This is a genomic window from Streptomyces sp. NBC_01335, assembly GCF_035953295.1.
Taxonomy (GTDB): Bacteria; Actinomycetota; Actinomycetes; order Streptomycetales; family Streptomycetaceae; genus Streptomyces.
In genome coordinates, this window is the sequence record NZ_CP108370.1 from 3,802,497 (window position 1) to 3,826,400 (window position 23,904).

Genomic DNA, 23,904 nt, shown 5'->3' on the forward strand with positions numbered 1-23,904 from the left:
CAGACACGGAGAAAACGTACGAGGGGCAAACGATTCCCGCCCGGGAGGTGGCCGGGCCCGGAGCCGCTCCCGGCACTCGGCCATTCCCCCGCTTCCGGCTCCGCCCCGAGCCGCTCCACCGCGCGTCAGCTGACGGCGTCTTCCGCACGGGTGTGGGCGACCAGCGCGTTGGCGTGGCCGTGGCCGAGGCCGTGGGCGGTCTTGAGCCAGGCGACCAGTTCCATGTGCCTGGTCAGGGGAGACGCGCGGATCAGTTCCTTCCATTCCGTCACGGGGCGGCCGTACGTCTTCTCGATCGAGGGGAAGTAACTCGCGGGGCCCTTCACGGAGTTCGTCATGCCGGGATAGACCTCTCGGCCGCCCGGAAACCATCGGCCGGCGAGAGTGGCCCGCCTCACACGTGCTGGAGGGGGTGCGGTACGGCGCGAGCCCTCGTACCGCACCCCCGTGCAGGCGGTTTCCCCTACTGCCCCGCCGCGTTGAGCAGGTCGAGGACGCTCTGCTGGCAGCCGTAGTCGCTGGTGCCCGAGCCCCCGTTCCAGTGCGGGCCGTACTGGTCGAGCGCGTTGCGGTCCTTGGCGTAGGCCGCGTCGGCCCAGCGGTCGAGGGTCGCCGCGTACGGGTGGTCGCTCAGCTGGGTGTCGAGTTTGCCGAGGCCCCGGGCGTACGCGCCCTTGAAGGACGGGCCGTCGCCGGTGCAGTCGTCGCCCTCGCCGGGCTCCCGCAGCACCCCGTCGGTCTGGAGCCGGACGGTGGACGCGTCGGCGAGGGTGCGGGCGGTGGTCAGCAGCGCGGAGTCACCGGTGGCCCGGTACAGCTCGGTGAGACCTCCGAGCACCACGCCCTGGTTGTACGTCCAGGTGGGCTGGCCGTTGTTGGCGCAGGCGTCGGTGAGCCCGTCGTTGATCATGTGGTCACCGTTGATCATGCCGCTCCCCCGGAACCAGGACCACTCGGCCTTCGCCCGGCCCAGGTAGACCGTGTCGCCGGAAATGCGGTTGTGGAGTGCCGCGTTGAGCTGGAGGAAGAGCTCGTTGGTGATGGCGTTCTTGTACGTCGTCGTCCGGTTCCACAACACCCCGCCGCCGCAGGTCCCGTTCCAGTAGGCCTGCATGTGATCGGCGTCCGCGCGGGCGGTGTCGAGGTAGCGGCTGTCGCCCGTCGCGTCGTAGGCGGCGACCCAGGCCAGGCCCCACCAGCCGGTGTCGTCCAGGTAGTCGTTGCGGAAGCTGCCGCCCTGGGCGTTGATGTTCTTGTCGTAGGTGGAGGCGATGGCGTACTGGTAGCTCGGCATGCCGCTGAGGCGCGCGTTGTCGAGCACGGCGGTGAGCGCGTTGGCGGCGGTCCACCAGCCGTTGCCGCCGAAGAGGCCGGTGCCCCGGTCGTACGACATCATCAGCCCGGTCGCGGCGGCGGTGGAACGGCTCCAGGCGTTCCAGTTCACCCGCGCCCAGCCGGTGCAGGTGATCTCGGGGCGGTCTCCGGCCTTGCCGCAGGCGCGCAGCGCGCCGACGCCGGCGGTGTTCCAGTCGTCGACGTTGTACATCTGGGTGCGCCAGCCGCTCGATCCGGCGGGAACGGCCGTCGCGCCCAGCCTGCTCCCGGAAGCCCAGCTCCGGCCGCCGTCGAAGGAGCGGTCGATCCAGACCTCGTCCCCGGCCGAACCGCTCTCGATCGAGGCCCATCCCATGACATCGTTGTCCGAAAGGTGCAGCCGGACGGTGCGCCCGTACAGCCCACTGCTCACCGGCGTCCGGTCCGAGGTCGCGCCGGCGGGGTCGCGGGCGTCGCACTGCTTGTTGCAGATGGCCGCCTCGGCGGCGGCGGTCACGGATTCGGCGGCGGTCGCGGACTCGGCGGCCCGCGCGGTCGCCGCCGGGAGGGCGGTGAGCAGCAGGCTCGCGAAGAGGGCGAGGACGGCCGGGCGCCGGCCTCTGCGGGGGTAAGGCATGCGGCAACTCCTTGCGGACGGTGGGGGGACGCGCCGGCGGTCGGCCGACCCGATCAGCCGACCGGACTACCAGGTGCATGTCAATACACGTGCAGGGGCGGCGTACGGGAGGAGCGTGGGACTGGTGTGTGCCGACCACTCGTGCGGGTGACATGCCGCGTCCCCGCCCCAGCCCCGCCCGCCGGGCCGCGAGACTGGCCGGGCCCGTAAACGCACACCGAAGGATCGTCATGGCGGAAGAGCTGTACGCGACGTTGAAGACCAACCAGGGTGACATCGAGATCCGGCTGCTGCCGAACCACGCACCCAAGACGGTGCGCAACTTCGTGGACCTCGCGACGGGCGAGCGCGAGTGGATCGACCCGAACACCGCGCAGCCGAGCAACGCCCCGCTGTACGACGGGACGGTGTTCCACCGGGTCATCGAGGGCTTCATGATCCAGGGCGGTGACCCGCTGGGCAACGGCTCCGGCGGCCCCGGGTACAAGTTCGCCGACGAGTTCCACCCGGACCTGGCGTTCACCACGCCCTATCTGCTGGCCATGGCGAACGCCGGTCCGGGCACCAACGGATCGCAGTTCTTCATCACCCTCGCCCCGACCACCTGGCTCACCGGCAAGCACACCATCTTCGGCGAGGTCACGAGCGACGCGAGCAAGAAGGTCGTCGACGCCATCGGCACCACGTCGACCAACCCGCGCAACGACCGCCCGGTGCAGGACGTGGTCATCGAGCAGGTCGTCGTCGAGACCCGCTGACCGGCCGGCGCCCACGGCCCTCCTGGGCCCTACCCCTCCAGGTGTTCCAGCACCGTGCGCGCGGCCCGCTCCACCGCGCGGCGGGCCGGGTCGGTGTGGTCGACCGCCTCGAAGCCGTGGCGCGCGCCGGGGACGGGGATCACCTCCAGCCGGAGGTCCGTCCCCTCGGCGGCCAGGAGGAACTCCTCGACCGTGGCGTCGATCTCCGGCCCCTCCTTCTCCACCCGGCTCAGCACGAAGGGCAGTGGTCCGGCGGCGCGTACGGCCTCCACGGGGTTGAACCGTCCCGCTGTCCGGGGCCAGCTCGCCAGCGGGGCGAGGACCGGGTACGTCGCCGCGACGCAGCGCAGCCAGGCCGGGGGCGCCACCAGCCACTCGGCGGAGAGCAGCGCACCGCCGGAGAAGACCCAGAGGGCGACCCGGTCCCCGTCGACGCGCGGATCGGCACGGACCTGCTCGACCGCCTCCGCGAGGTCGCCCGCCGCGGTGGCGAGGGCGCCGAGGCCGTACATCCGGTGGTCCAGCACGGCGCCGACCACGCCCAGGTCGGCGGCGTACCTGCCGTATCCGATGTACGACGGCCAGTCGCGTGGCGTGGGCCGGGCGTCGGCCGCGATCGGGCCGCCGTGGACGAAGACGATCGCGGGGCGGGGGCCCTCGGCGTCGGGGAGGTAGAGGTCGACGCGGCCGTGCCGCTCGCGTGCGCGTTCGGGTACGTCCAGCAGGAACGGCCCCAGGTGCGTGGGCGATCCGGCCTCCGGCGCGGCGACGCGACGGCCCTCGCCCGCCACCGCGCGCCGCAGTACGTCGGCGAGTTCGGCGGGGGCGGAGAGCATCGGCCAGTGGCCGGTGGGGAGTTCGAAGAGGGTGACGCCGGGCCGGGTGAGCGCCTGGACGCGCGGCTCCCCCATCCTGACCAGGGATTCGACCAGTTCGACGGTCGATCCGTTCCCCGTGCTGAGGAGGCCGGCGTACGGGATGGACGCGGCGGCCCCGGTCGGGGGCAGCGGCTGTACGAGCGTGGCCGCCGGGTGCGGGACCGCCCGCCGCGCCAGCAGCTCCACCGCCTCGTCGGACAGGTCCGCCGCGCCCGCCCGGACCCGCCACTCCTCCGCGGAGGGCGGCGCGACCAGGCCGGACCCCGCCCCCTCGGGGGGAGCCGTCACCGCCGCCACCGCCCGCTCGCGCACCGCCGGGTCCAGCTCGACGACGAGTGCGGGATCACCGTCCTGGGGCAGCCCGGCGTCCACGTTGACGATCCGGGTGACCCGCTCCGGGCGCAGGGCCGCCGCACCGAGGACGGGGAGGATGCCGTAGTCGTGGCCGACGAGCACCACCTCGGTCTCCTCGGCGGGCATCGCGTCGACGATCCGCACCAGATCCTCGATGTGGGTGGTGAGGCCGGTCCCGGACGCGCCCGACGCATCTCCCTCGCCCAGCCCGGTGAGGGTGACCGGGACGGCCGTGTCGCCCGCCTCGCCCAGCGCCCGTGCCACCCGGTCCCAGATCCAGCCCCCGGTGAACGTGCCGGGTACCAACAGGAAAGCCGTCATCGGCCGCCTCCGCCTCCTCCTACCGCACGGACCGGGACACGCACGCGCGGAACGCGCCCCCGTACACGGTCAACTCGTTTGCCGATGTGCGGAGTTCCCGTCCACCCGGCACATCGCCCGACCGTGTCCGAACCTCCCCCGGTACGGCCGGTTCAGCCCGGGTGGCGCTCGGTGATCCGGCCCACCGCGTCGGCCAGCAGGTACGCGCTCCGCCCGCCCCCGGAGACCGTCACCCGCACGACCGGCGCCGGGCCGCCGCCCCCGGGCGCGATGTCGATCCGCCAGGTCTCGGGGTGGTCGATGCCGAGCCCCGTACGCGCGGTCTCCACGAGCCCGGGGAGCAGTTCGTACGGGAGGGCGCGCAGGCTCATCGGGAGGCCGCCGCCGGTGGCCGGGCCCTTGCTGCCGACCGCCGACATCGCCTTCTCCTCGATGGTGATCCGGGTGCCCAGCTCGGTGTCCATCCCCGTGACCAGGGTGTCCGCGAGGCGGCGCATCTCGCCGGGGCGCAGGGCCGACGCGGAGGAGGCCGAGCCGGTGACCGTGGTGACGGTGGTCGTCCCGCCGCTCGCTCCCGGGGCCACCGTGGAGGTGACGGCGGGCCCGGAGGACGAGGACGAGGTGTCGTCGAAGCGCTCGCCCAGCTCGCCCCAGTAGGGGAGGAGGGCCAGGGCCGCCCCGCCGAGCACGCCCAGCAGCAGCGCCGCGCACCCGGACCAGCCGGCCCCCTCGGACTTCACCCGGGTGTGCTCGGGCGCGGTATCGATACGTGCGTCCGCCGCCCGGCGTGCCCACTCCTCCGTGGGCCGCCGGTCCAGCTCCACTCCCCCGGGCTGGGACTCCGCGTACGTCACCACGACGATCCGGCCCTCGGGATAGTCCGCCAGGTCGACCAGGTTGACCTGCTCGTGGACGTACACCCGGTACGCGGGCGCGTCGTCGGGCGCCACCGTGAGGTCGAACCGCACCGGCACGTCGGCGAACTCCCCGTGGGTGGCCCGCCGGTACTCGATCCGGGCGAGCGCGACCCGGGGCACCGGCACGGCCTGCCGCCGACGCCGCAGCCGTGCGGGCACCACCACCAGCAGCGCCGCTGCCACCAGGCCGCCGAGGCCGAGGCAGAAGAGCGCCACGTCCTTCAGCACCACGCCGACGGTCAGCCCGGTCAGGGCGCCGCCGACGAGGGCTCCCAGCACGAGCACGGCCAGCACGGAGAGGAGCTGCCGGGCCGCCGAGCGCCTCGGGCCTGCGGACGTTTCCCCCGTCGTCACCATGGCCGCGATTGTCCACGGCCCGGGTGACGCCGGGAAGACGAACAGCGCAACCCTGTCGGGCACTGCCGTACCGGCGTCCGGGTGAAACCGGCGGCCCCCCGGCGCCGGACGCGGGCACGGGCGGGCCGGATCGGCATCGTGGCCTCCACCCGACCCACAGCGCCGCCCCGTCCCGTCCCACCCGGTCCCGTCCCGCCCCGCCCCGTCCCGTCCCGTCCCGTCCCCCAGGAGGACTCCATGCTCGGCACCGACTTCCGTACCGGATCGCCCAACTGGCTCGACCTCGGCAGCCCCGACACCCGGGCCGCCGCCGCGTTCTACCAGGCCGTCCTCGGCTGGGAGTTCGTCTCCGCCGGGCCGGAGACCGGCGGGTACGGGTTCTTCCGGACCGACGGGAAGACCGCCGCGGCCATCGGTCCGCTCACCGAGGAGGGGGCCGCCTCCGCCTGGACGGTCCACTTCAGGACCGACGACATCCGGGCCACCGTCCAGGCGGTCCGGGACGGCGGCGGGACCGTACGCGCGGAGCCCATGGACGTCATGGGCGAGGGGACGCTGGCCCAGGTCACCGACGCGCAGGGCGCCGACTTCGCGCTCTGGCAGCCCGGCAACACGGCCGGGCTGGAGATCGCCTCCGCCCCGAACAGCCTGATCTGGGTGGAGCTGCACGTGCCGGACCCGGTCGCCGACATCGCCTTCTACCAGGGCCTGTTCGGCTGGCGCACCCAGGACATGCCGGTGCCCGGGATGACGTACCGGGTGCTGAGCACCGAGGACGGCGACCTCCAGGACACCACCTTCGGCGGGGCGGCTCCGGCGGACGACAGCAGTGGTGGCGAGCAGTCCCGCTGGGTGCCCTACTTCCACGTGGTGGACGTCGACGCGACCGTCGAGGCGACCCGGGCGCACGGCGGGACCGTGCTGATGCCGGCCGCCGACATGTCGGACGTCGGCCGGATGGCCTGGCTCGCGGACCCCTTCGGCGCGGTGTTCGCGCTGCTGAAGCCCGATCCCCGGATGTAGGGCGTGTGCCGAAGGTAGCGCCGTCCGCCCACAGGGCGGGCGGGACTTTCGACACGCGACCGAAGCCCCGGGGCGGGGCCCGGCTCAGTCCTCCCCGCCCTCCAGGTCGCCCTCGGTCTCCAGGAAGACCTGGCGCAGCGCTTCGAGGACGGCCGGGTCGGGCTTCGCCCACATCCCGCGCGACTCGGCCTCCAGGAGGCGTTCGGCGATCCCGTGCAGCGCCCAGGGGTTGGCCTGCTGGAGGAACTCCCGGTTCTCCGGGTCGAGTACGTAACTCTGGGTGAGCTTGTCGTACATCCAGTCGGCGACGACCCCGGTCGTCGCGTCGTAGCCGAACAGGTAGTCCACGGTGGCGGCGAGTTCGAAGGCGCCCTTGTAGCCGTGGCGGCGCATCGCCTCGATCCAGCGGGGGTTGACCACACGGGCGCGGAAGACGCGCGAGGTCTCCTCGACGAGGGTGCGGGTGCGGACGGTCTCGGGGCGGGTGGAGTCGCCGATGTACGCCTCGGGGGCGGTGCCCTTCAGCGCGCGCACGGCCGCCACCATGCCGCCGTGGTACTGGAAGTAGTCGTCCGAGTCCGCGATGTCGTGCTCGCGGGTGTCGGTGTTCTTCGCGGCGACCTCGATGCGCTTGTACGCGGTCTCCATCTCCTCGCGGGCCGGGCGCCCGTCGAGCTCGCGCCCGTAGGCGTAGCCGCCCCACACGGTGTAGACCTCGGCGAGGTCGGCGTCGGTGCGCCAGTCGCGGGAGTCGATGAGCTGGAGGAGCCCGGCGCCGTACGTCCCCGGGCGCGAGCCGAAGATCCGGGTGGTGGCCCGCCGTTCGTCGCCGTGCTCGGCGAGGTCGGCCTGGGTGTGGGCGCGTACGAAGTTCTGCTCGGCCGGTTCGTCGAGCGAGGCGGCGAGCCGTACGGCGTCGTCCAGCAGGCCCACCGTGTGCGGGAAGGCGTCCCGGAAGAAGCCGGAGATGCGGAGCGTCACGTCGATGCGGGGGCGGCCCAGCTCTTCGTACCCGATGGGCTCCAGCCCGGTGACGCGGCGTGAGGCGTCGTCCCAGACGGGGCGGATGCCGAGCAGCGCGAACGCCTCGGCGATGTCGTCGCCCGCCGTGCGCATGGCGCTGGTGCCCCAGAGCGAGAGGCCGACGGAGGAGGGCCAGTCGCCGTTGTCGGTGCGGTAGCGCGTCAGCAGCGAGTCGGCGAGGGCCTGACCGGTCTCCCAGGCGAGCTTGGAGGGGACGGCCTTCGGGTCGACGGAGTAGAAGTTGCGGCCGGTCGGCAGCACGTTGACGAGCCCGCGCAGTGGGGAGCCGGAGGGCCCGGCGGGCACGAATCCGCCGTTCAACGCGTGGACGGTGTGCGTGAGTTCGTCGGTGGTGGCGGCGAGGCGCGGCACCACCTCGGTGGCGGCGAAGGCGAGGATGTCGGCGACGGCGGACGGCAGGCCTGCGGCGACGGCCGCGACGGCGGACGGATCCCAGTCGGCGTCCTCCATCGCCTGGACCAGGGCGCGGGCCTGCTCCTCGATCTCGTCGGCGGCGGTGCGGGTGGCGGCCGACTCGTCCAGGCCGAGCGCCTCGCGCAGCCCGGGGAGCGAGGCCGTACCGCCCCAGATCTGGCGGGCGCGGAGCACCGCGAGGACCAGGTTGACCCGGTCGTTCCCCGCCGGAGGATTGCCCAGCACGTGCAGACCGTCGCGGATCTGGACGTCCTTGATCTCGCAGAGCCAGCCGTCGAGATGCATGATGAACTCGTCGAAGCCCTCATCCTCCGGGCGGCCTTCGAGCCCGAGGTCGTGGTCGAGCTTCGCGGCCTGGATGAGCGTCCAGATCTGGGCGCGGATCGCGGGCAGCTTCGCCGGGTCCATCGCGGCGATCTGGGCGTGCTCGTCGAGGAGTTGCTCAAGCCGCGCGATGTCGCCGTAGCTGTCGGCGCGGGCCATCGGCGGCACCAGGTGGTCGACCAGCGTGGCGTGCGTCCGGCGCTTGGCCTGGGTGCCCTCGCCCGGGTCGTTGACGAGGAACGGGTAGACCAGCGGCAGGTCGCCGAGGGCCGCGTCCGGTCCGCAGGCGGCGGAGAGCCCGGCGTTCTTGCCGGGCAGCCACTCCAGGTTGCCGTGCTTGCCGAGGTGGATCATCGCGTCGGCGCCGAAGCCGCCGTCGTCGGCGGTGGCGGCGATCCAGCGGTAGGCGGCCAGGTAGTGGTGCGAGGGCGGCAGATCGGGGTCGTGGTAGATCGCGATCGGGTTCTCGCCGAAGCCGCGCGGCGGCTGGATGAGGATCAGCAGATTGCCGCGCCGCAGCGCCGCGAGGACGATGTCGCCCTCCGGGTTCGCCGAACGGTCCACGAACATCTCGCCGGGCGCCGGGCCCCAGTGCTCCTCCACGGCGGATCGCAGCCCGGCGGGGAGGGTGGCGAACCAGCGGCGGTAGTCGGCCGCCGGGATGCGGACCGGGTTGGCGGCCAGCTGCTCCTCGGTCAGCCACTCCTGGTCGTGGCCGCCCGCCTCGATCAGCGCGTAGATCAGCTCGTCGCCGTCGCCGGAGACCAGGCCCGGGATCCCGTCCTCGGGCCCGAAGTCGTACCCTTCGGCGCGCAGTCGGCGCAGCAGGGCGACGGCGCTCGCGGGGGTGTCCAGGCCGACCGCGTTGCCGATGCGGGAGTGCTTGGTCGGGTACGCGGAGAGCACCAGGGCGATCCGCTTCTGCGCGTTCGGGATGTGCCTCAGGCGGGCGTGGCGGACGGCGATTCCGGCGACCCGGGCGGCGCGCTCGGGGTCGGGGACGTACGCGGGCAGGCCGTCCGCGTCGATCTCCTTGAAGGAGAACGGCACCGTGATCAGGCGCCCGTCGAACTCCGGCACCGCGATCTGGGTGGCCGCGTCCAGCGGGGAGACGCCCTCGTCGTTCTCCTCCCACGCGGCGCGCGAGCCGGTCAGGCAGAGCGCCTGGAGGATCGGTACGTCGAGCCCGGTCAGGGCGCCCGCGTCCCAGGACTCGTCGTCGCCGCCCGCCGACGCCTCGGCCGGGCGGGTGCCGCCCGCCGCGAGGACGGTGGTCACGATCGCGTCGGCCGCGCGCAGGGCGTCGATCAGCCCGGGTTCGGGGGTACGGAGCGAGGCCACGTAGAGCGGCAGCGCGCGGGCCCCGGCGTCCTCCACGGCGGTGCAGAGCGCGTCCACGAACGCGGTGTTGCCGCTCATGTGGTGGGCGCGGTAGTAGAGCACCGCCACCGTGGGCGCGGCCTCGGGAAGCTCACGGGCGGTCCGCTCCAGCGGGCCCCAGGCGGGGGCCGGGGCGGGCGGCTCGAAGCCGTGGCCGGTGAGCAGCACGGTGTCGGAGAGGAACCGGGCCAGCTGGCCGAGGTTGTCCGGGCCGCCGTGCGCGAGGTAGGCGTGGGCCTCGGCGGCGATGCCGATCGGGACGGTGGACGCGGCCATCAGCTGGGCGTCGGGGGCCTGTTCGCCGGTGAGGACGACGACCGGGAGGCCGGCGGCCCTGACCTGGTCGAGCCCCTCCTCCCAGGCGCGCACCCCGCCGAGGAGGCGGACCACCACGAGCTCGGCGCCGTCGAGCAGCGCCGGGAGCCGGTCGAGCGGGAGGCGGGAGGGGTTGGCGTACCGGTAGCGGACCGGGCCCTCGCAGGCGCGGGCGCTCAGCAGGTCGGTGTCGGAGGTCGACAGGAGCAGGATCATGCCGAGTCAGCCCTTCCCCGGGGTGTCCACGCCCCGGGCGGTGTCGGACGGCGGGAGTTCCTGACTCGTACGGCCGCGTAAGCGGGCCGGACTCACAGTGGCGGGACCGCGCCGGAATCTCACCGGGCTTCCTCCCATGGCGCCGTCTGGCGTCGGCGGACCGAATGGTCCACCGTGAGCATCCTAGGGTGTCCGTCTCCGGCACGGCAGAGGGCCTCCGTGCGCGGCACAGGTCACATGTGCGCGCCGGTGACCCTTTCAGGGACCTGGGTATGCTCGCCGCCATGTCCGCAACCGCCGATTCGCCCGGTTCCCCGGCCGCCGACACCGCCCGGACCGGCGGCGACGCCTGTCCGGGAACGCTGCGGCTGCACCGGGCGGACGACGGTGCGCTGGCGCGCGTACGGATACCCGGCGGGGTGCTGATCGCCGCTCAGGCACGCACCCTGCTGGCCGCGGCCGAGCGGCTCGGCGACGGCGAACTGCACCTCACCTCGCGCGGCAACCTCCAACTCCGCGGCCTGGGCGGTGACTGCGGCGGCGCACTCGCCGAACTCCTGCGCGGGGCAGGGATGTTGCCCTCCGACCGGCATGAACGCGTCCGGAACGCCGTCGCCTCCCCGCTCTCCGGTCTCGACACCTCCGGGCACCCCGACATACGTTCCTGGCTCACCGAGTTGGACGCCCTGCTCTGCGGGAGCGAGCGGGCCGCCGCACTCTCCGGCCGCTTCCTCTTCGCCCTCGACGACGGACGCGGCGACGTCGACGCGCTGGGCGCCGACCTCACTCTGATCGCGGTCGACGGCGCACGGGCGCTGCTCCGGATCGGCGCGGGCGGCCCCCTCCTCCCCGTCCCCTTCGAGGCGGCCCCGCGCGCCGCGCTGCTCGCGGCCGAGGCCTTCCTCGACCTCGCGGCCGACCCGGCCGTCTGGCGGATCTCCGCCCTCCCCGACGCCGCCCGCGCCGCCCTCCCCGCCGAGGCCGCCCGCCGCGCGGGGCTCGCGCCCATGACCGTCGACGGACCGCCCGGCCCAGCCACCCCCGCAGCCCCCGCGCCCGGCGCCGTCACCGGACCCGGCGGCGCGGTCGCGCTGCACCTCGGCGTACCGATGGGGCGGCTGACCGGGGCGCGGTGGCGGGCACTCGTGGAGACCGCCGAACGCCTCGGCTCCGGCGAGCTGCGCTGCACCCCGTGGCGGGGGGTCGTCGTGCCGGGTCTGGCCGCCGGAGGCGCCCGGGAGGCCCTGGACGTGCTCGCCGACGCCGGTCTGGTGACCGGGCCCGACTCGCCGTGGGCCGGGGTCGGCGCCTGCGTCGGGCGCCCCGGCTGCGCGAAGTCGCTGGCCGATGTGCGGGCCGAGGCGGAGGCCGCGCTCGGACCGGTCGGGCGGCTGCCCGTGTACTGGTCCGGGTGCGAACGCCGCTGCGGCCACCCCCACGGGGAGTGGATCGACGTCGTCGCCACCCCGGCGGGACACCGGATCGCGCGCGTGCGGGGGGAGTCGCGGGACGCGCCGGTGACCGTCCCGGACGATCCGGCCGCGCTCGCCGCAGCGGTGGCGGCGGCACGGGGCGTCCGTACCTGACCGCCCGCACCCCTGAACACGCGTCCCGCCCGCCCCACCGAACCGACCACGCCCCGGCACAGGACCGCCCGTGCCCGACCGAAGAAAGCGACAGCACTGTGCATCAGTACGAGAAGGACGGACCGGCGATCTACCGCCAGTCCTTCGCCACCATCCGCGCGGAGGCGGATCTCGCCGGTCTGCCCGCCGACGTCAGCCAGGTCGCGGTCCGGATGATCCACGCGTGCGGCATGGTCGACCTCGTACGCGACCTCGCCTTCTCCCCGGCCGCCGTGGCCGACGCCCGCGCCGCGCTCCGCGCCGGGGCCCCGATCCTCTGCGACGTGGCGATGGTCGCCAGCGGGGTCACCCGCAAGCGGCTGCCCGCGGAGAACGAGGTCGTCTGCACCCTCTCCGACCCCTCGGTGCCCGAGCTGGCCCGGCAGCTGGGCACCACCCGCAGCGCCGCCGCGCTGGAGCTGTGGCGGGACCGGCTGGAGGGTTCGGTCGTCGCCATCGGCAACGCGCCCACCGCGCTCTTCCGGCTGCTGGAGATGATCGAGGAGGGCGCACCGCTGCCCGCCGCCGTCATCGGTGTCCCGGTCGGCTTCATCGGCGCGGCCGAGTCCAAGGAGGCCCTCGCGGCGCACGTCTCCGGGGTCCAGCACCTCGTGGTGCGCGGTCGTCGGGGCGGCAGCGCCCTGGCGGCGGCCGCCGTCAACGCCCTCGCGAGCGAGGAGGAGTGACCGGGACCGTCGCGGCGAACGAGAACGCCGCACACGCGTCCGCCCCCGCACGCGCCGACGCGGCGACCGGCGGCACGGGCCGGCTCTACGGGGTCGGCCTCGGCCCCGGCGACCCGGAGCTGATGACCGTCCGCGCGGTGCGGGCCATCGTCGAGGCGGACGTGATCGCCTTCCACAGCGCCCGGCACGGCCGCTCGATCGCCCGGTCCATCGCCGCCGCCCACATCCGCCCGGACCACATCGAGGTACCGCTGGTCTACCCGGTCACGACGGAGACCACCGACCATCCGGGCGGCTACCGGGGGGCGCTGGAGGACTTCTACACCGAGGCGGCGGCCCGGCTCGCCGCGCACCTGGACGCGGGCCGCACGGTGGCCGTCCTCGCCGAGGGCGACCCGCTCTTCTACGGCTCGTACATGCACATGCACAAGCGGCTGGCGGACCGTTACCCCGCCGAGGTCATCCCCGGGGTCACCTCGGTCAGCGCCGCCGCCGCACGGCTCGGCACCCCGCTCGTGGAGGGCGAGGAGATCCTCACCATCCTCCCCGGCACCCTGCCGGAGGAGGAGCTGACGGCCCGGCTGGCGTCGACCGACTCCGCCGTGGTGATGAAGCTCGGCCGGACCTTCCCGGCGGTGCGCCGCGCGTTCGAGGCGTCCGGGCGGCTGCCCGAGGCGCGGTACGTCGAACGCGCCACGATGGCCGGGGAGCGCACCGGCCACCTCGCGGAGGTGGAGCCCGGCTCGGTGCCGTACTTCGCGGTCGCCGTGGTGCCCAGCCGGATCGACGCCCCGCGCCCCGAGCCGGTGCCCGGCTCCGGCGAGGTCGTGGTGGTCGGCACCGGACCGGCCGGACCACTCTGGCTGACACCCGAGACGCGCGGGGCGCTGGCCGCCGCCGACGCGGTGGTCGGCTACACCACCTACCTGGACCGGGTACCGGTCCGGCCCGGCCAGGCCCGCCACGGCTCGGACAACAAGGTGGAGGCGGAGCGCGCCGAGTTCGCCCTCGACCTGGCCCGGCGCGGACACCGGGTGGCCGTCGTCTCCGGCGGCGACCCGGGCGTCTTCGCCATGGCGACGGCGGTCCTGGAAGCCGCCTCGCAACCGGAGTACGGGGACATCCCGGTACGCGTCCTGCCCGGGGTCACCGCGGCGAACGCCGCCGCCGCCCGCGCGGGCGCCCCGCTCGGCCACGACTACGCGACGATCTCCCTCTCCGACCGGCTCAAGCCCTGGGAGGTCATCGCCGAACGGCTGCGCGCCGCGGCCTCCGCCGACCTGGTGATCGCGCTCTACAACCCGGGCTCGAAGAGCCGCACCTGGCAGGTCGGCAAGGCCCGCGACCTGCTCCTCGAACACCGCTCCCCGGACACCCCGGTGGTGCTCGGCCGGGACGTCGGCGGCCCCGGGGAGAGCGTGCGTACGGTACGCCTCGCCGATCTCGACCCGGCCGAGGTCGACATGCGCACCCTCCTGATCATCGGGTCCTCACAAACCCGACGGGTGGAGCGGCCCGACGGCACCCGGCTGGTCTGGACCCCGCGCCGCTACCCGGAGGCGTAGCTTCGGCCCCGAGGGCTCACCCCCGGCCCAGGCAGGCGCTCAGCCAGGTCAGGGCCTCGGCCGGGGTCGCGGCCACCGGTACCCCTTCCGGGACCGGTGGCCGCCGCACGACCACCACCGGAATCCCGGCCTCCCGGGCCGCCGCCAGCTTCGGCGCGGTGGCCGCGCCCCCGCTGTCCTTGGTGACCAGCACCTCGATGCCGTACCGCCGGATCAGCTCCCGCTCGCCCGCCAGGGTGAACGGCCCCCGGTCGAGGAGCACCTCCATCCGCGCCGGGTACGGCGGCTCCGGCGCGTCCACCGACCGCATCAGAAACCAGAGTTCGTTCAACTCCGCGAAGGCCGCCAGCCCCATCCGGCCGGTGGTGAGGAAGACCCGCCCGCCGAGCGACGGCAGCAGGGCAGCGGCCTCCTCCAGGGAGCCGGCCGGGTGCCAGTCGTCGGCCGGGCCGGCCACCCAGCCGGGGCGGCGGAGCGCCAGCAGGGGAACATGGGCCGAGGCGGCGGCGCGGGCCGCGTGGAAACTGATCGTTCCGGCGAAAGGATGGGTGGCGTCGATGAGCGCATCCACCCGGTGCTCCCGCAGCCACGCGGCGAGCCCCTCCGTACCGCCGAAGCCGCCGACGCGGACCTCGCCCGGCGGCAGCACCGGCCGGGCCACCCGCCCGGCGAGCGAGCTCGTCACCCGCAGGGGCCTGCGCCCTCCGGCCGGTATCTCCGCGGCCAGCGCCTCCGCCAGCCGGCGGGCCTCGGTCGTGCCGCCGAGCACGAGGACGTGCTCCGGGGAGTCAGGATCGTCCGGCATGTCGGGCAGCGGTATCGGCACCATCGAGGGAGACCTTCCGTGAGCAGTGAGGCCACCGTCGAGGGGACCTGCCATGAGCGGTGAGGCGAAGGGCGGACGCGAGGCCCAACTCAAACACACCGGTCTGCGCCCCGGTTGGACCACCGGCGCCTGCGCGACGGCGGCGACCACCGCCGCGTACACCGCGCTGCTGACCGGGGAGTTCCCCGACCCGGTGACCATCACCCTGCCGAAGGGCCAGACCCCCGCGTTCGCGCTCGCCGTCGAGTCGCTGGTGGACGGCACCGCGACCGCCGGGGTGGTCAAGGACGCGGGCGACGACCCGGACGTGACCCACGGGGCGCTGGTCAGGTCGACGGTACGGGCGCTGCCGCCGGGCTCCGGCGTGGTGTTCCGGGCGGGCCCGGGCGTCGGCACGGTGACCCTGCCCGGGCTGCCGCTGGACGTCGGCGAACCGGCGATCAACCCGGTGCCCCGGCAGCTGATGCGCGAGCACGTGGCCCGGGTCGCGGCGGAGCACGGCGGGACCGGGGACGTGGAGGTCACCCTCTCCGTGGACGACGGCGAGGAGATCGCACGTTTCACGTGGAACGGTCGCCTCGGCATCCTCGGGGGGCTCTCCATCCTCGGCACCACCGGGGTCGTCGTGCCGTACTCCTGCTCGGCGTGGATCGACTCGATCCGGCGCGGGGTCGACGTGGCGCTGGCCGCCGGACAAACCCATGTGGCGGGGTGCACCGGCTCGACCTCGGAGAAGACGGTCGTCGCGGAGTACGGCCTGCCCCAGATCGCCCTGCTGGACATGGGCGACTTCGCGGGGGCCGTGCTCAAGTACGTACGCCGCCATCCGGTACCCCGGCTCACGATCTGCGGCGGTTTCGCCAAGCTGTCGAAGCTCGCCGCCGGGCACATGGACCTGCACTCGGCGCGCTCCCAGGTGGACAAGGGGTTTCTCGCCGAACTCGCCCGGGCGGGCGGTGCGGACGAGGAGCTGGCCGAGGCGGTGGCGGGTGCCAACACCGGACTCGCCGCACTCCAGTCGTGCGCGGCGGCCGGGGTTCCGCTGGGCGACCTGGTGGCGGTGGCCGCCCGGGACCAGGCCCTGGAGGTGCTGCGCGGGGCGCCGGTCGCGGTGGACGTGATCTGCGTCGACCGGGCCGGGACCGTGGTCGGGCGCAGCGCGGTCCGCTGAGGGGGGACCCGTGTTTCAGCAGGTGTGGCGGTCGCGCTCCGGCGAGTAGAGGTGGCTGTCGCGGAACTGCTCCGCGCCCAGGGTGCGCCCGACCAGGATGACCGCCGTACGGATCACCCCGGCGTCCCTCACCTGGCCCGCGATGGTCTCCAGGGTGCCGCGCAGCACGATCTCGTCGGGCCGGGAGGCCATCGCCACCACGGCGGCCGGGCAGTCCGCCCCGTAGTGCGGCAGCAGCTCCTCCACCACCCGGTCCGCGTACCGGGCGGCCAGGTGGAGCACCAGCAGGGCGCCGCTGCGGCCGAGCGTGGCCAGGTCCTCGCCCTGAGGCATGGCGGTGGCCCGCTGGGCGATGCGGGTCAGGATGACCGTCTGACCGACCGTCGGCACGGTCAGCTCCCGCTTGAGCGCCGCGGCGGCGGCGGCGAACGCGGGGACCCCGGGCACCACTTCGTAACGAACCCCGGCGTCGTCGAGCCGCTTCATCTGCTCGTTGACCGCGCTGAACACGGACGGGTCGCCGGAGTGCAGCCGGGCGACGTCGTGGCCCTCGGTGTGGGCGCGGACCAGTTCGGCGGTGATCTGGTCGATGTCCAGGCCCTGGGTGTCGATCAGCCGGGCCTCCGGCGGGCAGTCGGCGAGCAGTTCGCGGGGCACCAGGCTGCCCGCGTAGAGGCAGACCGGGCTGGCGGCGAGGAGCCGGGCACCGCGCACCGTGATCAGGTCGGCCGCGCCGGGCCCAGCGCCGATGAAGTACACGGTCATGAGGTCTCTCCCGAGGAGTCGTGGGGCTTGCGTACGGACCACTGGGTGACGGGCATCGCCTGACGCCAGCCGGTGAAGCCACCGACCGGGACGGCGTGGGCCACCGCGAGCCGGACGAGTTCGCCGCCGTGGCGCCGGTAGCGGTCGGCGAGCAGCGCCTCCGACTCCAGCGTGACGGTGTTGGCGACCAGCCGTCCCCCGGCGGGCAGCGCGTCCCAGCAGGCGTCGATCAGCCCGGGGGCGGTCAGCCCGCCGCCGACGAAGACGGCGTCCGGCACCGGAAGTCCGGCGAGCGCCTGCGGGGCGCGCCCGGAGACCACCCGCAGCCCGGGCACGCCGAGCCGGTCGGCGTTGCGGCCGATCCGCGCGGCCCGCGCCTCGTCGCGTTCGACGGTGACCGCCCGGCAGGACGGGTGGGCGCGCATCCACTCGACGGCGATCGAGCCGGAGCCGCCTCCGATGTCCCAGAGGAGCTCGCCGGGCGCGGGTGCCAGCGCGGCGAGCGTCGCGGCCCGCACATGGCGCTTGGTGAGCTGCCCGTCGTGCTCGTAGGCGGTGTCGGGCAGCCCGGGGACGAGGCCGAGGCGGAGCGCCTCGGGGGTGGCGCGGCACTCCACGGCGACGAGGTTCAGCGGGTCGCCCGCCGGGCGGTCCCAGCCCTCGGCGGTTCCCTCGTGGCGGGCCTCGGCGGCGGAGCCGAGCTGTTCGAGGACGGTGAGCCGGCTCGGGCCGAAGCCGTGCGCGGTGAGCAGCGCGGCCACCGTCGCGGGGGTGGTGGCGTCGGCGCTCAGCACCAGCAGCCTGCGGCCGTCGTGCAGGGCGGCGAGCAGCCGGGCGGCGGGGCGGCCCACCAGGGTGACGGTCTCGGTGTCCTCGGCGGGCCAGCCGAGCCGGGCGCAGGCGTACGCCACCGAGGAGGGATGCGGCAGCACGCGCAGCGCCCCGGCGCCCAGCTCCTCGGTGAGCGCGCGGCCGATCCCGTAGAACATCGGGTCCCCGCTGGCCAGCACCGCGACCCGGCTGCCCCGGTGGGCGGCGAGCAGACCCGCGACGGCGGGGCGCAGCGGCGAGGGCCACGCCACCCGCAGGCCCGCGCAGACGGCGGGCAGCAGCCCGAGCTGGCGCCCGCCGCCGATCAGCACCCCGGCCTCCAGCAGCGCGGTGCGGGCGGGCTCCGCCAGGCCCGCCCAGCCGTCCGCGCCGATGCCCACCACGGTCACCGGGAGCCCCGGGGGTACGGCGGGCGGGGGCGCGGGGGAGTCGGGGGATGCGGGCGGGGCGGTGGGCACGGCCGGACCTCGGTGTTCGGGGCGTTCGGGGGCGTTTTTCGGCGGGACGGGGAGGGGGAGACGCTGCCGCACTCTACTGTCCGGCCCCCGGGCGACGACCGGCCGGGCCCGCCGGGCCCGCTCGCGCGGGCGGCCCGTGCGGTGTCCGATGGAGTGAGGGGCAGGGGGGACGACGACGGCGGAGGTGCAGGCGTATGAAGTACCTGGTGATGGTGCAGGGCTCGCAGGCCGACTACGACGCGATGTCCGGCCACGGGTCCACCGAGGGCGGCCCGGCGTGGGGCGAACAGGACCGGCAGGCGATGTTCGCGCACATGGACGCGCTCAACAAGGACCTGGAGTCGTCCGGCGAGATGCTCTACTGCGACGGCCTCACCGCCCCGGACGAGGCACGGTTCGTCACGGCGGGGGCGAACGGCGGCCCCCCGGTCGTCGCCGACGCCCCGTACGACCGGACGCAGGTGCTGCTCGCCGGGTACTGGGTGCTGGAGTGCCCGAGCCTGGAGCGGGTCACCGAGATCGCCACCCGGGTCGTCGCCTGCCCGCAGCCCGCGGGCGCCCCGTACCGCGCGGTGGCCATCCGCCCGATCGGCGAGGCCCCGGAAGGGGACTGAGGCCGTCCCGTCGGCAGCGGCAGGAGTCGCCGATCCTCGCGTCCGCCGCCACCATCGGCAGTATGACGACGAGCAGGAAGAGCGCCGGGGAGACCGGCGGGAACGGCACGTCCGGCGGGAACGGCACGTCCGGCGGGGACGGCGCCCCCACCCTTCGGATCGCGCAGCAGCCGGAGGCGGACGAGTTGCTGGCCCGCAGCCCGCTGGCCGCCCTGGTCGGCATGCTGCTCGACCAGCAGGTCCCCATGGAGTGGGCCTTCACCGGACCGCACTCGCTGGCCCTGCGGATGGGCTCGGACGACCTGGACGCCCGGGAGATCGCCGGTTACTCCCCCGAGGCGTTCACCGCGCTCTTCACCGACAAACCGGCCCTGCACCGCTACCCCGGCTCCATGGCGAAGCGGGTGCAGCAGCTGTGCCAGTACCTCGTGGCGGAGTACGACGGCGACGCGCGCGCGGTCTGGGCCGACGCCGCCACCGGCGCGGAGCTGCTGGCCCGGCTGAAGGCGCTGCCCGGCTTCGGCACCCAGAAGGCGCAGATCTTCCTGGCGCTGCTGGGCAAGCAGTTCGGCGTACGACCGCCCGGCTGGCGGGAGGCGGCGCAGGCGTACGGGGAGCAGGGCGGGCACCGCTCGGTCGCCGACATCACCGGCCCCGAGTCGCTCGCCGAGGTCCGCGCGTTCAAGCAGCGGGCGAAGGCGGAGGCCAAGGCGGCGGCCTCGGCGAAGGCGGCCGAGGCGGCGTCCGCCGAGAAGGCCGCCCGGTGAACGCCCCCGCGCGCACCCGCACACCTCACCGGCACCGCCGCCGCACGCTCCCGTTCCTCGCCGCCGCCGCGCTGCTCCCTCCGCTGCTGCTGGGCGCGGCGGCCCCGCCGCCCGCCGCGGAACCGGACCCGGCGCGGGAGGCCGCCCGGCTCTCCCGGGAGCTCGTCGCGGCCTCCTCCGCCACCGGCGCGTACCGGCATCTGCGCCGCTTCCAGGAGGCGGCCGACGCGGCGGGCGGGAACCGGGCCGCCGGATCGGCGGGCCACGACGCCTCGGCCGCGTACGTCCTCCAGCAGCTCCGCCGGGCCGGTTACGACGCCCTGTACGCGTCCTTCCCGTTCACCTGGACCGAGACCCTCGCCGAGAAGCTGGCCGTGGTCGCGCCGGAGCCCCGGGACGCCGAGGTGGAGGCGATGACGTACACCGCGTCGACCGAGGAGGGCGGGCTCACCGCCGAGCTGGTCCGGGTCCCGGTGGACCCGACCACCGGCTGCGAGGCGGCCGACTACGCCAGGACCGAGGTCACCGGGCGGATCGCGCTGATCGTCCGGGGCGGCTGCTCCTTCCTGCAGAAGCAGGCGGCCGCGGCCGAGGCGGGCGCGGCCGGCGCGCTGATCTCCAACAACCTGGACGGCAAGCTCACCGGCACCCTCGGCGACCCCGCAGCCGTCCGCATCCCCACCGGGGGCATCAGCCGCGCCGAGGGCGACGCGCTGGCCGCCGCGCTGGACGGCGACAAGAAGGTGACCGTGACCCTCGAACTCCGCGAGCGCCAGGAGAAGCGCACCACCCGCAACGTCGTCGCCCAGACCCCGGGCGGCGACCCCGCGCACACCGTCATGCTCGGCGCGCACCTGGACTCCGTCGCCGAGGGGCCGGGCATCAACGACAACGGCTCCGGCTCGGCCGGGCTCCTCGAAGTCGCCCTGCGGCTCGCGGCGACGCACCGCACCCCGGCGAACGCCGTCCGGTTCGCCTGGTGGTCGGCCGAGGAGAACGGACTCGTCGGCTCGGACGCGTACGTCGCCGGGCTGACCCCCGCTCAGCGCCGGCAGATCGCCCTGTACCTCAACTTCGACATGATCGCCTCCCCCAACGGCGTCCAGTTCGTCTTCGACGGCGACGACTCCGAGGCCACCGGATCGGGCCCGGGCCCGGCCGGCTCCGCCCAACTGGAGCGCGGGATCACCGAGTTCCTCGACCGCCGGAGGACCCCGTACGAGAGCACCGACTTCACCGGGCGGTCCGACTACGGACCGTTCATCGAGGCCGGCATCCCGGCGGGCGGTACGGACACCGGGGCCGAGGGGATCAAGTCGGCGGCACAGGCGGGGAAGTTCGGCGGCACGGAGGGGATCGCGTACGACCCCTGCTACCACGCGGCCTGCGACACCCTCGACAACACCGACCCGGCCGCCTTCGAGACCAACATCGACGTGATCGCGGACGCGGTCGGCACCTACGCCCAGGACCTGCGGTCGCTCACCGACCCGGTCCCGGCGGCGGCGGGCACGGACCGTCACGGAAACGGCCGACTCCGCACCGGCCACGGCCGTGACAGGGCGTGAGGCTCCGTCACCGGGCGAGTCGACCCCCGCAGGACCGTCCTCGCACGACCGCCCTCGCACACCGCACGGGCGGGGGCGCGGAGGCGTGGTGCACGCCCCTGCCCGCGCCGGGGGCCACTCACCGCTCCCGTTCACCACGACACCACCCACCGGCCTCCGCCGGACACCGGAAACGGACGAACTCCCCCTCGTTCCACGGGCGTCGGCGTGATGTACACCCCTTCGTCACCGTCTCCGCGGGAGATCGGCCTTCCGTTTTCAGGGGGTTCACTCGCTTTCGACCGGCATCCTGACCCCCTTCCCCGGCTGCGCCCGGTGGTTGTTCCCCGGTAGGCTTTCCGTGTGATCTTCAAGCGCATCGGAAATGGGCGGCCATACCCCGACCACGGCCGGGAAAGCACCCGCCAGTGGGCCGACGTCGCGCCGCGCCCGGTTCGCCTGGACCAGCTCGTGACCACGAAGGGCGAGCTGGACCTGGAAACGCTTCTGGCCGAGGACTCCACCTTCTACGGCGACCTCTTCGCGCACGTCGTGAAGTGGCAGGGCGACCTCTACCTGGAGGACGGGCTGCACCGCGCGGTCCGCGCCGCGCTCCAGCAGCGCCAGGTACTCCACGCCCGCGTGCTCGAACTCGGCTGACGGCCCCACCCGGTACGGCTCCGGCCACCCCCTTACCACTGCCGCGCCCCGGACTCCGCGTCGTCGGGCCTTTCGAGTGTTTTCCCGCGCATGCGGGTGCCATCGGTTGATCATTTAGTACGCATCATCGGCGGCCCGCACTACGCTGCGCACATGAGCATGCTCACTCCCCCCGGCATGGGCGGAAAGTACCGCATCACGGGTAACGCCTATCCCCGGATGCGCCGTCCCCGTCGCCGCCGCAGGCTCGTCCTCGCCGTCGTCGCCTCCCTCGTGGCCCTCGGGATGGCCGGCTGGGGCACGCTGCAGCTCATCGACGTCTACTCGGGCGGCGACACCAAGGCGCAGGCGGCGGCCGACCACAAGCGGGAGTGCGCGCCCGTCACGAAGCAGGCGGTGGCCGTGAAGCCGCTGCCCGCGCCGAACCGGATCACGGTGAACGTCTACAACGCGACCCCGCGCAGCGGTCTCGCCAAGTCCGCCGCCGACGAGCTGAAGAAGCGCGGGTTCAAGATCGGCGAGGTGGGCAACGCCCCCGCCGCGTACGACAAGAAGGTCCCCGGTACCGGTCTGCTGCTCGGCCCGCCGACCGCCGCCGACAGCGCGTTCCCGGTCCTGGAGACCCAGCTGCCGGGCATCGCCCGGAAGACCGAGGCCCGCGAGGACGCCGAGGTGGACCTGATCCTGGGCACCCGGTTCACGGCGTTCAGCACCCCGCAGGCGGCGGCCGCCGCGCTGACGGCGCTGACGAAGCCCGCCCCCGCTCCCTCCGCCTGCTGAGGCGGGGCGGGGACGCACCCGCGCGGACACGACGACGGCCGGTCACCCCACCTGTGACCGGCCGTCGTCGTCGTGTGGGCGGGGCCGCTAGGCCGTGTCTGACAATTCCCGCCGGGCGGTCGGCGCCCGGCACGGCACCTCGCGGCGTTGTCGGACCGCCCGCGTACATCCAGTACGCGGGCGGTCCTCCGCCTTGCGAGGCACCGCACCGGACACCGCCCGCTGATCCGACGCGAATTGTCAGACACGGCCTAGTCGGCCGTGCCGTACATCCGGTCGCCCGCGTCGCCCAGACCCGGGACGATGTAGCCGCTCTCGTTGAGCCGCTCGTCCACCGAGGCGGTGACCACGGTGACCGGGGCGTCCGCCAGCTCGCGCTCCATGATCTCGACGCCCTCCGGCGCCGCCAGCAGCACGACGGCGGTGACGTCGTCGGCGCCCCGCTTGATGAGCTCGCGGATCGCGGCGACGAGCGTGCCGCCGGTCGCCAGCATCGGGTCGAGGACGTAGACCTGGCGGCCGGAGAGGTCCTCCGGCATGCGGGTCGCGTACGTCTCGGCCTGGAGCGTCTCCTCGTTGCGGATCATGCCGAGGAAACCGACCTCCGCCGTCGGCAGCAGCCGCACCATGCCGTCCAGCATGCCGAGACCGGCGCGCAGGATCGGTACGACGAGGGGCCGGGGGTACGACAGCTTCACGCCCGCCGTCCGCGCGACCGGGGTCTCGATGTCGACCAGTTCGGTACGCACGTCCCGGGTCGCCTCGTAGGCGAGCAGGGTGACCAGCTCGTCGGCGAGCCGGCGGAAGGTCGGGGAGTCGGTGCGCTTGTCGCGCAGGGTGGTGAGTTTGTGCGCCACCAGTGGGTGGTCGACGACATGGATCCGCATGCCGTCAACACTAGGCCCTGTCCGCCCCTTCCCGTCGGGCGGGCGGCGCCCGGCACGGCACCTCGCGGCATGGGCGGGCCCGCCCACGCCCACCCGGACGCCAGCGCTGGCATCATCCACTCGTTCGGGGGGAAGGTGAGGCATACGGACCAGCCTTGGGGTGGTGTGCGGATGCCTGACCGGGAGCCGAAGCGGGACGAGCCCGCGACGCGGGGACGACTCGAAGCACGCGACGTGCGCGACGCACGCGACGCGCCGACCAGCACGGAGCACACGCAGGAGAGTGACGCGGCCCGCCGCCGTCGCCGGGCGCAGTTCCTCCGTGAGCTGCACGAGGCGAAGCAGCTGCGGGACCGCGTCCAGCCCCGCCGGGCCCGCGCGGCCCGTATGCGCCAACAGATGCGGATGCGTACCTTCCGCTGGTGACGGGGGCTCCGACGGGCGCGTTCGCCCCTGCCGGAGTGCTCCGG

At 74.5% G+C, this 23,904-nt stretch carries 21 protein-coding genes and 1 riboswitch; of the genes, 12 read left to right on the forward strand and 9 right to left on the reverse strand.

Annotation, left to right across the window (positions count from 1 at the left end; genetic code table 11):
- Positions 1-125: 125 nt before the first annotated feature.
- Entirely contained in the window at positions 126-338 is a 213-nt protein-coding gene (locus tag OG599_RS16300; protein ID WP_327176702.1) for a DUF4287 domain-containing protein, read from the reverse strand.
- A gap of 125 nt (positions 339-463) precedes the next feature.
- Positions 464-1,951: a glycoside hydrolase family 76 protein gene (locus OG599_RS16305; RefSeq protein WP_327176703.1), complete on the reverse strand. Its 1,488-nt coding sequence runs from the start codon at positions 1,949-1,951 to the stop codon at positions 464-466.
- Positions 1,952-2,181: 230 nt separating this feature from the next.
- Between OG599_RS16305 and OG599_RS16310 the strand changes: the two genes are divergently transcribed.
- Positions 2,182-2,709 carry a peptidylprolyl isomerase gene (locus OG599_RS16310; protein ID WP_327176704.1) on the forward strand — a complete coding sequence of 176 codons (528 nt, stop codon included), beginning with the start codon at positions 2,182-2,184 and terminating at the stop codon, positions 2,707-2,709.
- 29 nt (positions 2,710-2,738) lie between these two features.
- Here OG599_RS16310 and OG599_RS16315 read toward each other — a convergent pair whose 3' ends face one another.
- A complete protein-coding gene (locus tag OG599_RS16315; protein WP_327176705.1) occupies positions 2,739-4,262 on the reverse strand; it encodes an alpha/beta hydrolase in 1,524 nt (507 codons plus the stop codon).
- A gap of 152 nt (positions 4,263-4,414) precedes the next feature.
- The gene (locus tag OG599_RS16320) at positions 4,415-5,536 is read right to left on the reverse strand and encodes a hypothetical protein (protein WP_327176706.1); all 1,122 of its coding nucleotides are present in this window, start codon (positions 5,534-5,536) and stop codon (positions 4,415-4,417) included.
- Positions 5,537-5,773: 237 nt separating this feature from the next.
- On the opposite strand from OG599_RS16320, the gene OG599_RS16325 reads away from it, so the two are divergent.
- The gene (locus OG599_RS16325; RefSeq protein WP_327176707.1) at positions 5,774-6,559 is read left to right on the forward strand and encodes a VOC family protein; all 786 of its coding nucleotides are present in this window, start codon (positions 5,774-5,776) and stop codon (positions 6,557-6,559) included.
- 84 nt (positions 6,560-6,643) lie between these two features.
- Here the strand turns inward: OG599_RS16325 and cobN are convergent, their stop codons facing one another.
- Complete coding sequence (gene cobN, locus OG599_RS16330) at positions 6,644-10,252, reverse strand: cobaltochelatase subunit CobN (protein WP_327176708.1); 3,609 nt, start codon at positions 10,250-10,252, stop codon at positions 6,644-6,646.
- Positions 10,253-10,284: 32 nt separating this feature from the next.
- Positions 10,285-10,432: riboswitch (cobalamin riboswitch) on the reverse strand.
- 92 nt (positions 10,433-10,524) lie between these two features.
- Here cobN and OG599_RS16335 point away from each other — a divergent pair.
- From OG599_RS16335 to OG599_RS16345, 3 genes are all read left to right on the forward strand, one after another.
- Entirely contained in the window at positions 10,525-11,838 is a 1,314-nt protein-coding gene (locus OG599_RS16335; protein WP_327176709.1) for a cobalamin biosynthesis protein CobG, read from the forward strand.
- Between the two features lie 98 nt (positions 11,839-11,936).
- Positions 11,937-12,563 carry a precorrin-8X methylmutase gene (locus tag OG599_RS16340; RefSeq protein ID WP_327176710.1) on the forward strand — a complete coding sequence of 209 codons (627 nt, stop codon included), beginning with the start codon at positions 11,937-11,939 and terminating at the stop codon, positions 12,561-12,563.
- The gene (locus tag OG599_RS16345; protein WP_442809438.1) at positions 12,560-14,128 is read left to right on the forward strand and encodes a precorrin-2 C(20)-methyltransferase; all 1,569 of its coding nucleotides are present in this window, start codon (positions 12,560-12,562) and stop codon (positions 14,126-14,128) included. The genes OG599_RS16340 and OG599_RS16345 overlap by 4 nt, the downstream gene beginning before the upstream one ends.
- Positions 14,129-14,144: 16 nt before the next feature.
- Here OG599_RS16345 and OG599_RS16350 read toward each other — a convergent pair whose 3' ends face one another.
- On the reverse strand, positions 14,145-14,957 hold the full coding sequence (locus tag OG599_RS16350) for a cobalt-precorrin-6A reductase (RefSeq protein ID WP_327176711.1): 813 nt from the start codon (positions 14,955-14,957) through the stop codon (positions 14,145-14,147).
- A 49-nt stretch (positions 14,958-15,006) separates the two neighbouring features.
- On the opposite strand from OG599_RS16350, the gene OG599_RS16355 reads away from it, so the two are divergent.
- Positions 15,007-16,125, forward strand: coding sequence for a cobalt-precorrin-5B (C(1))-methyltransferase (locus tag OG599_RS16355; RefSeq protein WP_327176712.1), 1,119 nt, complete (start codon positions 15,007-15,009; stop codon positions 16,123-16,125).
- A 15-nt stretch (positions 16,126-16,140) separates the two neighbouring features.
- On the opposite strand, the gene cobM is transcribed toward OG599_RS16355, so the two are convergent.
- On the reverse strand, positions 16,141-16,890 hold the full coding sequence (gene cobM, locus OG599_RS16360; RefSeq protein WP_327176713.1) for a precorrin-4 C(11)-methyltransferase: 750 nt from the start codon (positions 16,888-16,890) through the stop codon (positions 16,141-16,143).
- On the reverse strand, positions 16,887-18,179 hold the full coding sequence (cbiE, locus tag OG599_RS16365; RefSeq protein ID WP_442809439.1) for a precorrin-6y C5,15-methyltransferase (decarboxylating) subunit CbiE: 1,293 nt from the start codon (positions 18,177-18,179) through the stop codon (positions 16,887-16,889). The genes cobM and cbiE overlap by 4 nt, the downstream gene beginning before the upstream one ends.
- 194 nt (positions 18,180-18,373) lie before the next feature.
- Here cbiE and OG599_RS16370 point away from each other — a divergent pair, with 194 nt between their 5' ends.
- From OG599_RS16370 to OG599_RS16390, 5 genes are all read left to right on the forward strand, one after another.
- Positions 18,374-18,793, forward strand: coding sequence for a YciI family protein (locus OG599_RS16370; RefSeq protein ID WP_327176714.1), 420 nt, complete (start codon positions 18,374-18,376; stop codon positions 18,791-18,793).
- A gap of 62 nt (positions 18,794-18,855) precedes the next feature.
- Positions 18,856-19,560: an HhH-GPD-type base excision DNA repair protein gene (locus OG599_RS16375; protein WP_327176715.1), complete on the forward strand. Its 705-nt coding sequence runs from the start codon at positions 18,856-18,858 to the stop codon at positions 19,558-19,560.
- Positions 19,557-21,128, forward strand: coding sequence for a M28 family metallopeptidase (locus OG599_RS16380; RefSeq protein ID WP_327176716.1), 1,572 nt, complete (start codon positions 19,557-19,559; stop codon positions 21,126-21,128). Before OG599_RS16375 ends, OG599_RS16380 begins: the two co-directional genes overlap by 4 nt.
- A 342-nt stretch (positions 21,129-21,470) precedes the next feature.
- The gene (locus OG599_RS16385; protein ID WP_266706381.1) at positions 21,471-21,767 is read left to right on the forward strand and encodes a type II toxin-antitoxin system VapB family antitoxin; all 297 of its coding nucleotides are present in this window, start codon (positions 21,471-21,473) and stop codon (positions 21,765-21,767) included.
- A 177-nt stretch (positions 21,768-21,944) separates the two neighbouring features.
- The gene (locus OG599_RS16390; RefSeq protein WP_327180058.1) at positions 21,945-22,547 is read left to right on the forward strand and encodes a LytR C-terminal domain-containing protein; all 603 of its coding nucleotides are present in this window, start codon (positions 21,945-21,947) and stop codon (positions 22,545-22,547) included.
- 251 nt (positions 22,548-22,798) lie between these two features.
- Here the strand turns inward: OG599_RS16390 and upp are convergent, their stop codons facing one another.
- Complete coding sequence (gene upp, locus OG599_RS16395) at positions 22,799-23,434, reverse strand: uracil phosphoribosyltransferase (protein WP_327176717.1); 636 nt, start codon at positions 23,432-23,434, stop codon at positions 22,799-22,801.
- Positions 23,435-23,605: 171 nt separating this feature from the next.
- On the opposite strand from upp, the gene OG599_RS16400 reads away from it, so the two are divergent.
- Complete coding sequence (locus tag OG599_RS16400) at positions 23,606-23,860, forward strand: hypothetical protein (RefSeq protein WP_327176718.1); 255 nt, start codon at positions 23,606-23,608, stop codon at positions 23,858-23,860.
- The last annotated feature ends 44 nt before the right edge of the window (positions 23,861-23,904 follow it).

Bases quoted from the DNA above. Each gene is read 5' to 3' on its own strand.
- cobM (WP_327176713.1), bottom strand. From the start codon at position 16,890: ATGACCGTGTACTTCATCGGCGCTGGGCCCGGCGCGGCCGACCTGATC.
- OG599_RS16375 (WP_327176715.1), top strand. From the start codon at position 18,856: ATGACGACGAGCAGGAAGAGCGCCGGGGAGACCGGCGGGAACGGCACG.
- upp (WP_327176717.1), bottom strand. From the start codon at position 23,434: ATGCGGATCCATGTCGTCGACCACCCACTGGTGGCGCACAAACTCACC.
- OG599_RS16390 (WP_327180058.1), top strand. From the start codon at position 21,945: ATGGGCGGAAAGTACCGCATCACGGGTAACGCCTATCCCCGGATGCGC.
- OG599_RS16325 (WP_327176707.1), top strand. From the start codon at position 5,774: ATGCTCGGCACCGACTTCCGTACCGGATCGCCCAACTGGCTCGACCTC.
- OG599_RS16310 (WP_327176704.1), top strand. From the start codon at position 2,182: ATGGCGGAAGAGCTGTACGCGACGTTGAAGACCAACCAGGGTGACATC.
- OG599_RS16305 (WP_327176703.1), bottom strand. From the start codon at position 1,951: ATGCCTTACCCCCGCAGAGGCCGGCGCCCGGCCGTCCTCGCCCTCTTC.
- OG599_RS16355 (WP_327176712.1), top strand. From the start codon at position 15,007: ATGAGCGGTGAGGCGAAGGGCGGACGCGAGGCCCAACTCAAACACACC.
- OG599_RS16350 (WP_327176711.1), bottom strand. From the start codon at position 14,957: ATGGTGCCGATACCGCTGCCCGACATGCCGGACGATCCTGACTCCCCG.
- OG599_RS16320 (WP_327176706.1), bottom strand. From the start codon at position 5,536: ATGGTGACGACGGGGGAAACGTCCGCAGGCCCGAGGCGCTCGGCGGCC.
- OG599_RS16315 (WP_327176705.1), bottom strand. From the start codon at position 4,262: ATGACGGCTTTCCTGTTGGTACCCGGCACGTTCACCGGGGGCTGGATC.
- cobN (WP_327176708.1), bottom strand. From the start codon at position 10,252: ATGATCCTGCTCCTGTCGACCTCCGACACCGACCTGCTGAGCGCCCGC.
- OG599_RS16370 (WP_327176714.1), top strand. From the start codon at position 18,374: ATGAAGTACCTGGTGATGGTGCAGGGCTCGCAGGCCGACTACGACGCG.
- OG599_RS16335 (WP_327176709.1), top strand. From the start codon at position 10,525: ATGCTCGCCGCCATGTCCGCAACCGCCGATTCGCCCGGTTCCCCGGCC.
- OG599_RS16300 (WP_327176702.1), bottom strand. From the start codon at position 338: ATGACGAACTCCGTGAAGGGCCCCGCGAGTTACTTCCCCTCGATCGAG.
- OG599_RS16400 (WP_327176718.1), top strand. From the start codon at position 23,606: ATGCCTGACCGGGAGCCGAAGCGGGACGAGCCCGCGACGCGGGGACGA.